This window comes from Oceanobacillus kimchii X50 (assembly GCF_000340475.1).
GTDB lineage: Bacteria > Bacillota > Bacilli > Bacillales > Amphibacillaceae > Oceanobacillus > Oceanobacillus kimchii.
This window is the reverse complement of sequence record NZ_CM001792.1, coordinates 1,470,191-1,487,221: the sequence shown is the minus strand read 5'-3', so window position 1 is coordinate 1,487,221 and position 17,031 is coordinate 1,470,191. Positions and strand designations below refer to the sequence as shown.

13 protein-coding genes are annotated in these 17,031 nt (G+C 35.1%); all 13 read right to left on the bottom strand.

All coding sequences use genetic code 11. The annotated features are described in order from the left end of the window. Nucleotides 1-56: 56 nt before the first annotated feature. Nucleotides 57-1,343: a cell division protein FtsA gene (gene ftsA / locus C794_RS07875; RefSeq protein WP_017796590.1), complete on the bottom strand. Its 1,287-nt coding sequence runs from the start codon at nucleotides 1,341-1,343 to the stop codon at nucleotides 57-59. Nucleotides 1,344-1,558: 215 nt separating this feature from the next. Then, nucleotides 1,559-2,374: a cell division protein FtsQ/DivIB gene (locus tag C794_RS07870; protein WP_017796589.1), complete on the bottom strand. Its 816-nt coding sequence runs from the start codon at nucleotides 2,372-2,374 to the stop codon at nucleotides 1,559-1,561. Nucleotides 2,375-2,529: 155 nt separating this feature from the next. Next, a complete protein-coding gene (gene spoVE / locus C794_RS07865) occupies nucleotides 2,530-3,651 on the bottom strand; it encodes a stage V sporulation protein E (RefSeq protein WP_017796588.1) in 1,122 nt (373 codons plus the stop codon). Between the two features lie 73 nt (nucleotides 3,652-3,724). Next, nucleotides 3,725-5,074 carry a UDP-N-acetylmuramoyl-L-alanine--D-glutamate ligase gene (gene murD, locus C794_RS07860; RefSeq protein ID WP_017796587.1) on the bottom strand — a complete coding sequence of 450 codons (1,350 nt, stop codon included), beginning with the start codon at nucleotides 5,072-5,074 and terminating at the stop codon, nucleotides 3,725-3,727. After that, nucleotides 5,074-6,054, bottom strand: coding sequence for a phospho-N-acetylmuramoyl-pentapeptide-transferase (mraY, locus tag C794_RS07855; protein ID WP_017796586.1), 981 nt, complete (start codon nucleotides 6,052-6,054; stop codon nucleotides 5,074-5,076). The genes murD and mraY overlap by 1 nt, the downstream gene beginning before the upstream one ends. A gap of 52 nt (nucleotides 6,055-6,106) precedes the next feature. Next, nucleotides 6,107-7,474, bottom strand: coding sequence for a UDP-N-acetylmuramoyl-tripeptide--D-alanyl-D-alanine ligase (locus C794_RS07850; RefSeq protein WP_017796585.1), 1,368 nt, complete (start codon nucleotides 7,472-7,474; stop codon nucleotides 6,107-6,109). A gap of 5 nt (nucleotides 7,475-7,479) precedes the next feature. After that, nucleotides 7,480-8,961 carry a UDP-N-acetylmuramoyl-L-alanyl-D-glutamate--2,6-diaminopimelate ligase gene (locus C794_RS07845; RefSeq protein WP_017796584.1) on the bottom strand — a complete coding sequence of 494 codons (1,482 nt, stop codon included), beginning with the start codon at nucleotides 8,959-8,961 and terminating at the stop codon, nucleotides 7,480-7,482. Between the two features lie 138 nt (nucleotides 8,962-9,099). Next, nucleotides 9,100-11,031 (bottom strand): stage V sporulation protein D, encoded by a 1,932-nt coding sequence (locus C794_RS07840; protein ID WP_017796583.1) that lies wholly within the window; start codon nucleotides 11,029-11,031, stop codon nucleotides 9,100-9,102. An 82-nt stretch (nucleotides 11,032-11,113) separates the two neighbouring features. Then, entirely contained in the window at nucleotides 11,114-13,354 is a 2,241-nt protein-coding gene (locus C794_RS07835; RefSeq protein ID WP_017796582.1) for a penicillin-binding protein, read from the bottom strand. A gap of 16 nt (nucleotides 13,355-13,370) precedes the next feature. Further along, on the bottom strand, nucleotides 13,371-13,745 hold the full coding sequence (gene ftsL, locus C794_RS07830; RefSeq protein WP_017796581.1) for a cell division protein FtsL: 375 nt from the start codon (nucleotides 13,743-13,745) through the stop codon (nucleotides 13,371-13,373). Then, the gene (gene rsmH, locus C794_RS07825; protein WP_026133758.1) at nucleotides 13,745-14,722 is read right to left on the bottom strand and encodes a 16S rRNA (cytosine(1402)-N(4))-methyltransferase RsmH; all 978 of its coding nucleotides are present in this window, start codon (nucleotides 14,720-14,722) and stop codon (nucleotides 13,745-13,747) included. The genes ftsL and rsmH overlap by 1 nt, the downstream gene beginning before the upstream one ends. Before the next feature lie 42 nt (nucleotides 14,723-14,764). Next, a complete protein-coding gene (gene mraZ / locus C794_RS07820) occupies nucleotides 14,765-15,196 on the bottom strand; it encodes a division/cell wall cluster transcriptional repressor MraZ (RefSeq protein WP_017796579.1) in 432 nt (143 codons plus the stop codon). Nucleotides 15,197-15,392: 196 nt separating this feature from the next. Continuing rightward, nucleotides 15,393-17,024: a bacillithiol biosynthesis cysteine-adding enzyme BshC gene (gene bshC, locus C794_RS07815; protein WP_017796578.1), complete on the bottom strand. Its 1,632-nt coding sequence runs from the start codon at nucleotides 17,022-17,024 to the stop codon at nucleotides 15,393-15,395. Between the last annotated feature and the right edge of the window lie 7 nt (nucleotides 17,025-17,031).

Here is a 17,031-nt window from a genome sequence, read left to right as displayed (position 1 = left end):
CCTCCTAATATCCAGATTACATGTTAAACGAAATCAATTTGTAACTTTAAAATCTATTAGTCAAAGAAATATTTAAATAGATTTGCAAAGCCTGACTCTTTCTTTTTACTTTCATTTTTTTCTTTTTTCTCTTTGGATGGTTTTGCTTGTTTTTTAGGTTTTTGTGGGCTAGCTGTATCCAAGACGACTGATGGATATAAATCTTTACCTTGTATCTTCGCATTACGATAAGCAAATTGAAGAATTCCAATTCCAGAAGTAAATTGCGGTTCTCTTACTCCAATATAATCAGGAATTGCAACTCGTACATTTGAGTAAAATAAATCCTGTGCTAACTCTAGACTTCCTAGCATTGCAATTGTACCACCGGTTAATACATACCCTCCTGGAAGTTCTCTATAACCCATTTTACGAATTTCTCTTTCTACATAAGCATAGATTTCTTCTAGTCGCGCTTCAATCATATCTGCTATTTGTAATTGATTAAATATTTGTTTTTGATTACTTCCAATTGTTGATATTTCAAATGTTTCATCTTCTTGAGCATCATCATAAAATGCGTGTCCATAATTCATCTTAATATCTTCCGCTTCCTCCGTAGAGGTTCGTAGACCAATGGAAAGGTCTTTCGTAATATTATCTCCACCAAGACTAATTACACTTGAAGAGACTAAATGATCATTTTCAAAAACAGATACAGTCGTACAACCTCCGCCTATGTCAATTAAAGCTGCTCCCATATTCATTTCATCTTTTGACAGTGCTATTGTACCAGCAGCTAGAGGCTGAAGACAAATATCAGATACCTCTAAATTAGCACGCTCCACACACTTTAATATATTATGTAGAACTGTCTTAGAACAAGTAATAATCGTGCCTTCCATTTCAAGACGAACACCAATCATTCCTCGCGGATCTGTTATTTCATCCAATCCATCTACAATAAATTGTCGAGGTATGACATCAATTATTTCACGTTCTGGTGGTATAGAAATTACTTGTGCGCCATCAATGACTCTCGTAACGTCTTCATCTCCAATTTCACGATTCTCACTTTGGACCGCAACTACACCATGACAAGGCTGTAGTTGAATGTGACTGCCATTAACACCTACCACCACTCGTTCAATATGCATGCCAACCATACGTTCTGCTTGTTCTACAGCATTTCGAATGGAATGCACAGTTTGATCAATATCAACAATTGCACCTTTCTTCATACCATTTGACTTTGCTGTTCCTACTCCAATAATATTTAGAGAATCTGATTGTACTTCTCCAATAATAACTTTAATCATTGTCGTTCCAATATCTAGGCTTACTAAAATTTCACTATTATCCAATTAAAGGCACCTCCTACAGAAACATTCAGTATGTTTCTTAAAACTACGTTATCCATTCATTGTAGAGTCTACTATTTTAAAAGATTTCAATGAAAAAATAAAATATATATAGGTTATTCAACATAAATAGGTCATAACCCTTTTTCACTTACCAAAAAAATGGTACATAATATAGTTTTCGTAGATAAAAACAATTATGTGACTTTATTTTGATGTTAATCCTCTTCGGCTCCATCTTCCGAATCATTCTCTGATGTTTCATCAACTTCTAGTTCGGTAACATCTTCGTCATCATGATATGATTCAAAATATACACCCACACCTATATGAATAACTCCCTCATCTTCTGGTTCTAACTGTGAGACAATGGAAGGATATACAGAAATTTTATTACTTATTTCCCTTAAGGATCCTAAAACGGTATACCCATCATTCATATATAGCATAATTTTATTAATATCTTCGTCAGTTTCGACCCAATGAATTTCAGAAATTAGACTCATAATACTCTGTGGGACATCTTTCATTTCTGTTGCTAATTGCTTTAATTGTTCTTCATTAAACCCATGTAAAAAGGGTGCATTACCAGTAAAACCTTGATTATTACCAGACAAAACCTCACCATTTCCTAATACTGGAACATAATCCGAATCTACATTAATATAACCAATTACTGGTTGTTCCTCTACTTCCATCGTTACTGTAGAGGGGAAATTTCTGTTTACTTGGATGTTTTTAATGACTGGATCTTTCGCAATAGCTTGTTCAATAGATTTCGTATTAATTGTCCATATATTCGTATCGGTTGTTAATTCACTATATTTAATAATTTTTTCTTCATTTAGAAATGTATTTCCATTTACTTCAATCGTCCTTATATGACTTAATGGAGATTGCAAGTAAACAACAATAGCTATTAGAAGAAAAAAGATAGATAGATAGAATATAAGACGCCTATTCGCTTTCTTTTTTCTTGCATGTTTCAATTTCGGAATACGATCCTCTATTGAAACTACATTTTTGTCACTCATCTCCATTTCTTCCTTTATCAACATTTTAAATATAGAAATGGTAGGTTATGTGCCATTTCTTCTATTTACAGAAATTATATCACAAAACCTACCATTAGATGTAGTGTACATCACATAGAATATGAAGTTTTTCAATAAAAGCTACTTTCTACCGACTATTTACTTTCCATACTTTTGGAGTACTTACTTATATTTAATAGAATTCCTACCGAACATAGCGTTAACGTAAGTGATGAACCACCATAACTCAAGAAGGGTAAGGTAATGCCAGTTACTGGGATCAATCCTATAACTACGCTTATATTAATCATAGCTTGCAATGCTAACATAGAAGATATTCCCACTACTAATAATCGACTAAATAAATCAGGAGCCTCAAGTGAAATTTTAATTCCTCTCCACAGCAGAAGGAAAAACAATATAATTATCATTGCTCCTCCAATAAATCCTAATTCTTCTCCAATAATCGCAAATATAAAGTCCGTCTGCGGCTCAGGTAAATAAAAATATTTTTGTAAGCTATTTCCTAAACCTAACCCCATCAATCCACCAGGACCAATTGCATATAAAGATTGTATAATCTGAAATCCATGCCCTAGTGGATCTTCCCATGGATTTAAGAAGGCAGTAATCCGATTAATTCGATATGGTGCGGAAGCAATTAAACCTATAAAACCAATGACGCCAATTCCTGCTAATCCGAAAAAATGACTTAACTTTGCACCAGCTACGAACAACATAATCATGCAAGTTAAAACGAGAACCATGCCTGTTCCTAAATCTGGTTGTAACATAATTAATCCAAACGCTGTAAAAATTAATAATAAACATGGTAAGAAACCTTTTTTTAAAGAAGTAATATACTTTTGATATTCCGAAAGTAAAGATGCCAAGAAAATAATCAATCCTAATTTCATGAATTCAGAAGGCTGAATACTAAATGCCCCTATGCCAATCCAGCTTTGCGCACCACCACGAACCATTCCCACTCCTGGAATTAATACAAGCAATAATAGTACGAAACAAATGAATAAAATCATTTTTGCATATTTTTTCCACGTATAATATGGAATAAACATAAAAAATATCATTGCAGCAACTCCAGCACCAGCGAATAGCGCTTGTCGCTTTAAATAGTAGAAGGCATCGTTAAATTTATACTCTGACCATATATAAGAAGAACTAAAGACCATTACAATTCCAGCTATTAGTAGTAATGATAAAATAATTAATAGTATATAATCTGGCTTTTGCTGCTCTTTTAGTTTATTAAACAAAGAAAAACACCCCTAATCTTTACTTAAGAATAAGGGGTGCAACATTAATCGGAAATTCATGTGTACAAGCCCCTTACTTCAGTCTATGCACGGCTTGTATAAACATGTCTCCTCTTTCTTCAAAAGTTTTGTACTGATCCCAACTTGCACAAGCTGGAGACAACAGTAAGGTATCCTGTTCATCCGTTAGAGGAAATGCTACCTCTACAGCTTGTTGAACATCAAATGCTTTCTCAATAACTGGTACGTTTGCAGCAACACCAGCATCTTTAAGTTTATTTGCTGTCTCGCCAAATACGACCATTGCTTTCACATGATGTAAATAAGGAATTAATTCTTCAAATGTATTTCCTCTGTCTAATCCCCCGGCCAGTAATACAACATTCTTGTTAAAAGCTGCTAACGCTTTTTTGGTAGCTAATATATTTGTCGCTTTTGAATCGTTATAAATATAACGCCCATTTATTACACCAACAAACTCTAACCGATGCTTTACTCCTGAAAATGTTGTTAACACTTGATAAATCCCTTCATTAGAAGCACCATTTAATTTTGCAGTAGCAATTGCAGCTAAAATGTTTTCCATATTATGTTTACCTACAAGTACAATTTCTCGAATAGCAATGATTTTCTCATCCTTAAAATACAGAAACTCATCATCCATCCATGCGCCATCAGTAAATGGACGAGAACTAGAAAACGGTACTTTTGTCGCTCTTGCGGTTTTAACTACAGCAGAAACATTATCATCATCTGCATTATAAATTAAATAATCATGTTCGTTTTGATTTTTAAATATATTACATTTTGCTTGGACGTAATTATCAAAGGAACCATGATAATCTAAATGTGCTTCGAATAAATTTAAAAGGACAGCAGTTGAAAATTGTAATTGATTCGTCCCTTGTAACTGAAAAGAAGATAGTTCCATAACCATCTTTTCTTCAGGTTGTAATGAAGAAGCTACTTCTGTTGCAACTACTCCAATATTTCCTGCCACCTTTACAGAAACATTACTTTGGCGAAGCATTTCTGTAATTAATGTTGTCGTAGTAGTTTTTCCATTTGATCCGGTTATCCCAATTACAGGCTGATTTGTTAAGTAATGAACTAGTTCAACCTCCGATATAACTGGTATCCCTCGTCGCTCGGCTTCTTCTACAATTACATTATCATAACGAATACCAGGATTTTTCACGATGATATCTTTTTCATCAAGCACAGAAAGTGGATGCGATCCTAATACTAATTCCGCTCCCATTGTTTGTAATTTCTGTACGGATGAATCTTCTAATGTTGCCATTCCATCATTAATTGTAACTTGTATATGATTTTCCAATAAAACAGTTGCTGCTGCTGTACCACTTTTAGCTAATCCTAATACAAGTACATGTTGATAAGGAAAATTTGTAAGTACATTCATTACATTCCCACCTCAATATAAACACCGAGCATGGCAAACAATAAACCAACTAACCAAAAAGTGGTAACTACACGCCACTCTGACCATCCTAATAGTTCATAGTGGTGATGTAAGGGGCTCATTTTGAATACACGTTTACCAGTTGTTTTAAATGAGATAACTTGAATAATAACTGACAATGTCTCAATTACAAAAACTCCGCCTATAATAATCAGTAAAATTTCTAATTTCAATAAGATAGAAATGGCAGCAATTGCCCCCCCAAGGGCTAGTGAGCCTGTATCACCCATAAATACTTTTGCTGGATGTGCATTGAAAACTAAAAATCCAAGCAATGCTCCTACTACTGCTAAAGAAAAGACAGCTACTACATGATCAGGTGTTCCATACCAAGCAATGATAGCAAATGCTCCAAATGCAATAGCGGCGGTTCCCGCTAATAACCCATCTAATCCATCTGTTAAGTTTACTGCATTGGAAGCTCCGACCATCATAAAAATAACTAATACGGCATAAAACCAACCTATATCAAATTGTAGTTCAGTCCCTGGGACATAAATGACCGTCGAAAACCCTTGATTTCTTAATATAAAATAAAAGACAAGTGCAATTACTATTTGACCAAGTAATTTTTGTTTAGAAGTAAGTCCAAGATTTCTTTTCATTGCAACTTTTATAAAATCATCCAAGAAGCCTAATAAACCGTACCCAAATAACACAAAAATTAACAACCATACCTGGTAACTAATTCCTTCATCCATTCTACTCGCCATTATAAGTGACGTAATGATTATACTAAATATAATCATCAGTCCACCCATCGTAGGTGTCCCTGTCTTTTTCTTATGTGACTGTGGTCCTTCTTCTCTAATGCTTTGTCCAAAATTTAATCTTCTTAAAAATGGTATAAAAATAGGAGATAGAAGAACGGTAATGAGAAATGCTACAACTATTGTAATTAATAATCCAGTTAAGTCCACTTCATTTCCTCCTCACGTATTAAACCGTCCAACTAAGTAACTAGATGTTCGATTACTGCTGTAATTCTTCAATAAACATTTCAAATTTCATCCCTCGAGATGCTTTAAATAATATTAATGTTTTATTATTTAAATGCTTACGTAACAAGGGAACGACATCTTCTCTTTGTTTTATATAATGTACATTTACTTCAGGGTGTTGCTTAACAATTTCATCATAAATATAAAAAGCTTGCTCTCCGTAAGTATAAATTTCTGAAATCCTGGGATCAATAACCTCGACAACCGAACGATGATAGTGTTCTGAATATGTACCTAATTCCAATATATCTCCCAACACTAATATCTTACTTTGAAAACCTTCCATTTCTTTTACTACTTGAATGGACGCTTTCATGGAAGTGGCAGAGGCATTATATGCATCATTTATGATATGGACACCATTTTTTCCACGTTTTAATTCAAAACGCATTCCAGTAACTTCAAGCTTATTTAAAGCTATTTGCATCTTCTCATGTGAAATATTCAATGCTTTTCCAATTGAGTAAGCGAATGCTGCATTTTTTGCATGGTGTTTACCAAGCAAATTAACGTAATAAGCCTCATCCGCTATTTGAAATGAAGTTCGATTAGGATGCACTTTTACATTGGATACAAAAATATCACTTTGTTTGGTAAAACCAATCCCGGTTATTTGAGAATGATCGATACCTATATTTTCTTTAGATAATAAAGGTTCGTCATCGTCAATAAATAATTTACCTTTTGACTTCATTCCTTCAATTATTTCCAATTTTGCTTTTGCAATACCTTGACGAGAACCTAAATTTTCAATATGGGACTCGCCAATATTCGTAATAACCGTGTAATCCGGCTCCGCGATGTTACTTAATAACTTAATTTCTCCAAACTGACTCATCCCCATCTCAAGGACAAGTGCCTGAGTGTCGGATTGCATCGATAAAATAGTAAGCGGCAATCCTATATGGTTATTTAAGTTACCTTGTGTAGCTGCTGTTTTATAACTTGTTTTTACCACTGATGTAATTAAATCTTTGGTTGTAGTCTTACCATTAGAACCAGTGACACCAATTACAATAGGATTGACACGTTGACGATAGGACTTAGCTAGCTGCTGAATAGCTAAAATAGTATCATCTACAAAAAATACAGGAAAAGAATCGTCCCATTCTTCTGGTAAATTAATGGACTTATCCCATAATGTTGCGACGGCACCATTTCTGATTGCTTCAAAAATGAAATCATGTCCATCAAATCTTTCTCCAACAATAGGTATATATAGGGCGTTTGAACTTGGTTGTCTCGTATCTCGAGTTACTTCTTCGATAGAAATAGTTGTATTTATTTCCCCCTGATGCTTAGGAAATAATTCCGCCAACCACTTTGCTGTGAATAACAAGGTGTCTACACCCCTTTCTGCTTAATTGCATTCCTTGCAACATCTCTATCATCGAAATCATATTTTGTATGACCAATAATTTGATATGTCTCATGACCTTTTCCAGCGATTAAAATAATATCATCTTTTTGAGCAGATTGAATTGCTTTAGCAATTCCTTCTTTTCGATCTACCACAACTTCATAACTACCACTTGTTGAATCAAGTTCAGCAGTCATATCATCTAAAATCGCTTGAGGATCTTCTGTACGCGGATTATCCGAAGTGAACACCGCATGATCAGCATAATTCAAAGCCACTTCAGCCATCAGTGGTCTTTTCTTACGGTCTCGATCTCCACCACATCCAACGACCACATAGACATTTCGTTTAGCAAAGTCCTTTATTGTCTGTAGGACGTTTTCTAAAGAATCTGGCGTATGTGCAAAATCAACTATTACAGAATAATCTTGTCCTTCTGCAATTGGTTCAAATCTTCCATTAACTCCCTCAATTGACTCTAATGCTTCTTGAATTACTTTCAAAGGAACTTTCGATGCGATAGCTGCCGCACTTGCCGCTAGCATATTATAAACATTAAACATTCCCATTAATCTACTTTGAATCGCAATTTCACCTAGAGGAGAATGTAATTTAAAACGAATACCAGATGCTGTGAGTTCAATATCTTTTGCCATAATAGTCGCTTCTTTTTTACAGCTATATGTTATTACATGTTGTGCAGTGCTTCTTTTTAATAAATGACTTGATGAATCGTCATCATTAATGATTGCATATTTTTCCTTTTCACCATTATAACCATTACCAAGTTGAGCAAACAACAAACTCTTCGCACGTAAATAATCTTGGATATCTTGATGATAATCTAAATGGTCTTGTGATAGATTAGTAAATACTGCAATATCATAATCGCACCCATACACTCTTCCCATATCTAGAGCGTGAGAGGAAACTTCCATTATACCTTGTTTTACATCTTTTTCACGCATCATATGAAACGTTTTTTGTAGTTCAAGTGCGTTTGGAGTTGTATTTACAATAGGGAAAGTTTCTTCCCCAATTTTCACTTGAATTGTCCCAATTACTCCAGCTTTTTTTTGATGATACTCAAAAATCTTATCTAACAAATAAGTAACGGTTGTTTTTCCGTTTGTTCCGGTTACACCAATAAGTGGAAAATGTTTTGTTGGGTAATCATAATACTTCACTGCAAGCATCGCTAACGCTCTATTGGTATCTTCCACTTGAATGATTGGAACCTCATAATCTTTCGTTAGAGGTTTACTAGTAAAAACTGCAGATGCTCCTTTTTTCACCGCTTGATCTACATAATCATGTCCATCTACAGTAAATCCTGTAATACATACAAATGCACTTCCGCTAGTTACTTTTCTCGAATCCATTTCTAGTGAAGTTATTTCACAATTTTCCACTTCACCATTCACATTATAAAATGTAAGACTTTCTAGTAATTTTTTTAATTCCATCATATACACCTTTTTTCTAATTAATACTATTTAGGTATTTTCAATTTTTTTAATAGGGAGAGGATGTAAATACCCCTGTTTCATTTCGATTGACCTTCCTATTATAGCAAATTTTTTCTTGTTTAACGATGATTTTCATTATTCATTTTCATCACTTAAATAGATTCTTACAGTGGAACCAGATTCTAACATGGTACCTGGTTTCGGAGATTGTTCTATAATCGTATCTCCCTCTCCACTAGTAACCACACTTAAATCAACGAGATACTCTGGTAATTTTTGTGTAGACTCTCCAACCAAATCTGGAACTTCTACTTTCGGTTGATCTGGCCAAGAATATTCCTTTGCTAATCCATCTGTACGAGGCTCAACTTCCATTGCTCTCAAACTATCACCAATAATTGTACCTACAATTGGAGCAGCTACCACACCTCCAAATTGAACGGTATTTTTTGGATTATCAACTGCCACATATACTACAATTTCAGGATCATCTGCTGGAGCGAAACCAATAAATGAGACAATATAGTTATTTTCCATATAACCTCCACTTGGGCCAACCTTTTGGGCTGTACCAGTTTTCCCACCTACTCGGTAACCATCAACATATGCGGGACGTCCTGTTCCTTGCGCGACGACGCTCTCCAATGCATATCTTATTTCTTCTGAAGTATCCTTAGAAATAACTCGATTTTGTAATTGTGGCTCAAACTTTTCCACAGTTTCTCCATTCACTGGATCTATCCATTCATCCGCAATATATGGCTTATATAAGTATCCTCCATTAACTGCAGCTGCCACCGCCATTACTTGTTGAATCGGTGTAACAGAAACACCTTGTCCAAATGACGTAGTCGCTAACTCAACAGGACCTACATTCTCAGGTTGAAATAATATCCCGTTTCCTTCTCCTTGTAGGTCTATTCCTGTTTTCTTACCAAATCCAAAAGCATCAATATAAGAAAATAATTTTTCTGTCCCCAGTCTTTGACCAAGATTAACAAAACCTGGGTTACATGAGTTTTGTACCACTTCTAAATAACTTTGGTCGCCATGTCCACCTTTTTTCCAACAATGAATCGTAGCTCCACCAACTTCAATATCCCCATCATCATGAAAACGATCTTCTTCTAAATCAACAGCTCCTTCTTCCAACGCTGCTGCTAATGTAATAATTTTAAATGTGGATCCAGGCTCATAAGTGCTCCAAATTGGCAAGTTTCTTCCAAAAATAGAAGCATCAACATCTTGGTAGTTTTCCGGATCAAAATTTGGTCTCGATGACATTCCTAATATGCCACCCGTCTTCGGGTTCACCGCAATAGCTAATGCTCCATCCGGATTGTATTTTATTGTGGCTTTATCGAGCTCTCTCTCAATAATTGTTTGCACTTTAGTATTAATAGTAGTCTGTAAATTCAACCCATCTACAGGAGGATTATATTCATCTGCTAAATCATCTAATTTTCTTCCTTTCGCGTCTGAATAAAGTGATAGACTGCCATTTTCCCCTTTTAACTTTTCATCGTAAGACAATTCCAATCCCATTAGCCCTTGGTTATCAATACCAGTAAAACCTAGTACGTGAGATAAATCATCGCCATTTGGATAATATCGTTTCGAGTCTTTCGCTAAATAAACTCCAGATAAATCTAATTCACGAATCGCTTTTTCTTGTTTGTCTGTTATTTTAATACCTTCTGGACGTATCATTACACTCGATGTATTTTTGGTGATTGTTTCCAATACACGATCTTGAGGTACATCTAATATCTTTGCAAGTTGTGTGGCTGTTTGTTCTGGATTTGTTATTTGCCTTGGCATTACTATCACCGTCGGGGCTGTGACATTCTCCGCCAAAACCTCCCCTTCTGAATCAAGTATATACCCCCGTTCCGCTGCAAAAGTAATATCTCTTGTCCATAATTCATTTGCTTGTCCAGCTAAATCATCACCGAGAACAAATTGTACATAAGCTAAGCGACCAATAATAACCGCTATAATCAATGCTCCCAAAAGAAAAACAGTGACTATTCTTTTCTTTATCGTTACAGTAGATACACGTTTCATAAGCCAACTCCTTCTTAGGCTACTTTGTATCCACTATATGAATAAAGAATTTTGAATAGAACACTGTTTGTCCTACAATCGTTTACTCAGATTCGCCTTCTCCCGTTTCTTCTTCATTTTCCTCTTCTTGAGGTTCTTCATTTTCACTAGTAGAGTTTGGCTCTTCTAATTCAACTCCTAGATAATCTCCAGATCGCAACGGATTTCCAACATCGATATTTTGAGTTGTAACATATCCTGAACCAAAACTTTCTACTTGTAAATCTAATAAATTAGCTAAAATCATTACTTCACGAAGAGACCATCCTTTTATGTCTGGCATAGTGGGCTCATCTGTTACCAAAATAACTTTTTCATTAGGAAGAACGGATGATCCAGCTTCAATACTACTAGCGAGTATTTTAGAACCTTCCCCAATCACAACCGTATTTAATCCGATTTCTGACATTTCATTTTCCACTTCGGAAGTCGATTCATTAACAACCTCTGGCATCTCCATTTGATTTATATCTGGAGCTTCATTCTTTTCAGGATTAATATCCATGTAATGCAAGCTATTCTCTACTACATTTTTAAATATAAACGAGAGTGGTGTTGAACCAGACTCATCCGGCTCTAATTCTGGTTGTTGGATAGACACATAAACCATTAATTGAGGGTCGTCTATTGGCGCCATTCCTAGGAAAGAAAACACATAATTTTCTTTCCCTTGAAGATATCCACCTCCATTAGGATTTGGAATCTCTGCAGTACCAGTTTTACCTCCAACCATATAATCTTCTAATTGATATGGTTTTCCTGTTCCGTGTTCACCATTTACCACAGATGACATTAATTCCTTCATCTGCTCTGCTGTTTCTTCAGATATAGGCTGACCTACATATTCTTGTTCTGTTTCTGAAATTGTATCTCCTGATGATGAATCTACTACTTTATCTACTACGTATGGTTTAACCATTTTTCCACCATTAACAATTGCAGACGCTGCTTTCATTTGCTGTATAGGGGTTACTGTTGAACTTTGTCCAAAGGCTGTACGTAGTTTATCCGATGGCCAATTATACGATATCTTTCCGACAGCTTCCCCAGGAAGGTCAATTCCAGTTGGTTCTTCAAAACCAAATGCTTGAAGATATTCATAGTATGATTCTGTATCTAATTTTTCCCATAATAATTTCGAAGCTGCTACATTCGAAGAACGCTCAAATCCTTCATCATAAGAAATCGTTCCCCATCCTTCACCATTATTATGGTCACCTATTGGTCTTATTTTTTCATTCGGTTGGTATGTTCCTGATTTAAATCCTTCAGAGCCATTATATACTCCTTCTTCGATTGCTGCTGCCCATGTGAATATTTTCATGGTAGAACCTGGTTCGAACGGTGTAGATATTGGATCATTGTACCAATTTTCTACATCAGTTGGATTATTCGGGTCATAACTTGGCCGAGAACTCATTGCAACTATTTCTCCTGATTTAGGATCCATTATAATCGCATTCATTTTAGTCGGATTATACTTCTCATCTGCTTGTGTCATCACATCTTCAAGTAATGTTTGTATCTTTTGATCTATCGTTAAATAAATATCGTCTCCATCTTCTGGTAGTTGAATAACTTCGCTAGGATCCAATAATTTTTTATTATAAATATCTCTTTGATAGGAAATATAACCATCTTTCCCACCTAAAATGTCATTCATGACATCTTCCATTCCAGTAACTCCTGTTATGTTATGCTCAATACCTTCATCAGTTTCCTTTTCTTCTTCCCGTGCAAATCCGATAATATGGGATGCAAACATTCCATTAGGATAATAGCGCATCGGTTCTTCTTCAAATTTAATACCCGGAATATTCAAATCTTCAATTTCATCTTTCGTTTGTTTGGAAATTTGTTTGCCTATCTGTCCAAACTCTACCTGAAATCGATTATTATCTATTCCGTTTTGTAAAGGTTTTTGTATCTCTTCCTCCTCAACGTCTAAAAGAGGAGCCAGTTTCTCAGCGGTTTCTTGTGCGTTTGAAACATGCAATGGCTCCTCGGCATTTTCGGAATAAGCTTCATCTAGGATAGCGTACATTCGATAAGTCGGGCGGTCGTAGGCAAGGACCATACCATTCTTATCATAAATCTTACCTCTCTCTGAATTCATGGTATAAGATGCAGTTCGTTGTTTATCAGCCCATTCATCTAATGACACTCCACTTACTTCACCAGTCGCTTGAATATACATGAATCTTCCTGTAATTATTAAAAATAATGCTACAAAAATGATCATATATATACTAGACATAAAATGTGTCGTTCTATGTTTTTTCATCTTGTATTCCCCTTGCCTAGTTGTTGAACGATTGTACTTGTTTCACTTCTGTGTTTTGAATTTTTAGACCGTTCTCTTCAGCAATGTTAATAATACGTTCCGGGCGGGATAATTCTTCTTTTTCAAAACTCAATCCTTCATTCGCAATCTTCTGTTGGTTTACACTTTGTTCGATTTGTTGTAATTCACGATTTAAGGTATCCGTTGAAGAAGAAAACGAAACCATATAAACCGCAAAAGCGAGCATTAAAACACCTGCAAATGCGTAAATCACTTTTTCACCTTTTGTGATCCATCTTGTTCGTTTAACTTTTTTAACAACGGTTTTCGGCTGTGTTTCCGGATGATACTGCGTATTTGTTTCCCACTTCGGTGCATGATTTACACTCATTATTTTCTCCACCCTTCTTCATACGTAAATTCATGATCCCATTCATTTACTTTTTCAATTACTCTCAATTTCGCAGAACGTGATCTCCTGTTTTCATCTAATTCGGAAGTATCTGCTGTGATAGGTTTCCTTGTCACTAATTTAAATGGTGCTTTATGCGACTCAGGAACTATTGGTAAATGCCTAGGTGTAGGTTTATCTGTACTCCATTTTTTAAAAGCTTGCTTACATATTCGGTCTTCTAAAGAGTGGAAAGTTATTACAGCTATTCGGCCATTTACCGCCGTTAACCTTGCTGCTTGATGTAAGGCATTATTAAATACCTCTAACTCATCATTTACAGCAATACGCAATGCTTGAAATATGCGTTTCGCAGGGTGCCCCCCTTTTCTTCTAGCTGGTGCTGGTATAGCATCTTTTATTATTTCTACTAATTGATGTGTAGTTTTAATTTCTTTTTGTACACGGTAAGCTTCTATCTTTCTGGCGATTTGTTTTGAAAACTTCTCTTCCCCATATGAAAAGAAAATAGAAACCAAACGTTCATATGGCCATTCATTGACAACTTCATAAGCAGAAAGATTCTGTGATTGATCCATTCGCATATCTAACAAAGCGTCATGATTATAACTGAAACCTCTTTCTCCTCTATCCAATTGAGGCGAGGAAACACCTAAATCAAATAAAATACCATCTACTTGTTCAATTCCATGTTTTTTCAACTGTTCTTCTAATCCACGAAAGTTCGATTGCACAAATACAATTTTATCTGCATATGTAGATAATCTTTCTCTCGCAGCAGCTAACGCATCCTTATCTTGATCAAATGCGAACAGCTGACCATTCTCATTGAGTCTAGAAGCAATTTCTAGAGAATGTCCCCCACCACCAGTTGTACAATCAACATAAATTCCATCCGGCTTAATTGCTAGTCCTTTAATCGACTCTTCTTTTAATACGCTGTAATGCTCAAACATATCAACACCCACTTTTAATTCTTCTGTCTTATACTGGAAATTTTAAATATCAAAGTCCATTAAGTTTTCCGCAATTTCTGCAAATGATTCTTCAGACTCCGCCACATAATCTTCCCATGCTTCATTGGCCCAAATCTCCACTCGATTAGATACGCCGATAACATTGCATTCTTTTTCAAGACCTGCATAGCTACGAAGATTTGCTGGAATATTTATTCTCCCCTGTTTATCCACTTCGCATTCAATGGCACCTGAGAAGAAAAATCGAGTAAAAGCTCGTGCATCTTTCTTTGTAAGTGGGAGTTGCTTTAACTTATCTTCTAAAATCTTCCATTCTTCCATTGGGTAGGCGAAAAGACATTTATCTAGTCCACGGGTGACTACAAAGCTGTTCCCTAAATTTTCACGGAACTTGGAGGGAACAATTATTCTTCCCTTTGTATCAATGCTATGAAGGAATTCACCCATAAACATATAGTCGCCCCCCACTTTCATATTTTTTATATTACCACATTCCCCCACTATCCTCCACCACTTTTATCAAAAATCATTAAATTTCTTCATTAGCCAAGAAAACAATCGAATAAAAACATACATAAAAAAGCTGTCTTATCAGTGATTAGACAGCTTTTCTATACAATATATTTATTTGTGGGGGATTGTGGAGGGATTATAAATGGATCATCCAATGTTCTTCATGAACAAAGGAATGATTGTTTACCAATCTAGAGAAAACATCTACCCCACAACAATTCATAACATATATCGGATTCCAAATTCGCTCTTGTAATCCATTGTTCGGTCTTAGAATCATTTCCAGCCGGTCAAATTCACTTATCTCTATTGCATAGGTTTTTTTAATTTCATTATTTAGACGTTTCCTTAAAAATTCAATATCTTTTAAGAGATAAGACAAATTACTCTCGCTCAACGCTTTTATATCATCACCCAAAGAAGCGGCTATATCTCTCAAAGGCTGATGGATATCACTAAGTTGAGTTTTTAACTCTTCGGTTACCTCGTCAATATTATAATCATTTTTTTCATTTAAGAACCTTTGCTTGTCTTCTTTAACTCCTCTATTTAAAATCTTAGGTAAATCCAAGTTATACTTATCTAAAAGTCTACTCGTATAACGGTCTAGATAAGTAAAAGAAATTCTTGGTACAATAGGCGGCATTTCTAATTCTAGTATATGAAATGCATCTTTTAATGCTGACCAGTATGTTATTTCTCCCGGTCCACCTACAAACGCTAATGTAGGTATTAATTTTTCTTGCATCATTGGTCGCGTAACAACATTATTACTCAAGAGATGCGGACTATTTATTGCAATAGATTGAAGCTCTTCTAGAGTTAACCTTATATTATGTTGTTTATCAACCCAAACACCCTCTTTTTCAACCTGTAATAACACTCTTCCTAGTTGCTCATCGTGATAAAATAGATGAGCGTCATCCTCTGTTGCATCTAAGGATATGGAATACTCTTCTGTTCTCAACTTATCTATTGTACTTTTCACTGAAGCACTAATTTCCTGTTGATGTTGAATCATCTCTAGGAAAAAGTCTGATTCAATCTCTCGGATTTCAGAAGCATGTGAATCTAACAAGATAATTCCTTGATTAGGAAACAGTTGAAAAATAAATTTAGCAAAGAATTCACTATAAGAATTCGAATTAGATAAAACTGTTTGTACAAGAGAATATATGTCTTGCGTGTAATCCGTTTCTTTTAATGAAAGAAATACATTCTCTATCCATTCACGAAGTTTATCTTTCTCAAATTCTAAATCCGATACTGATTTTCTTCCTGCATCAATAGATTTATTCTGTAGTTTTATTTTTTTCATTTTCGTATTTGTTGTTGGTACATAGGTATGGTTTATTTCTTCAAAATCATGATCTTCTCCAGCAATCCAGAAAATAGGTACTACAGGAATTCCTAATTTCTTTTCTTGTTCTTCTGCCAACTGAATAACGGATATAATTTTATGGATGGAATATAATGGTCCTGTTAACAAACCAGCTTGTTGACCTCCAACTACTGCAACGGCTTGTTCATCAAGTAATTTATTTAGTTGTACCATTGATGCTTCTGGAGCTCCCCATTTTTTATGTAATTTATGAACAGCTTCAACAAAATTTTGTCGTTGATATGTTCGATTATTTATGTATTCTAATCGTTTTTGTTCATATTGATTAGAACTGTAATCAAAATATCTCATCACAGACTTATCATTGTTTTTATAATGTGTCACTAATTTATTTGTTGTTTGTATAGAGAGTGGAGTAGTCTTCATAATAAAT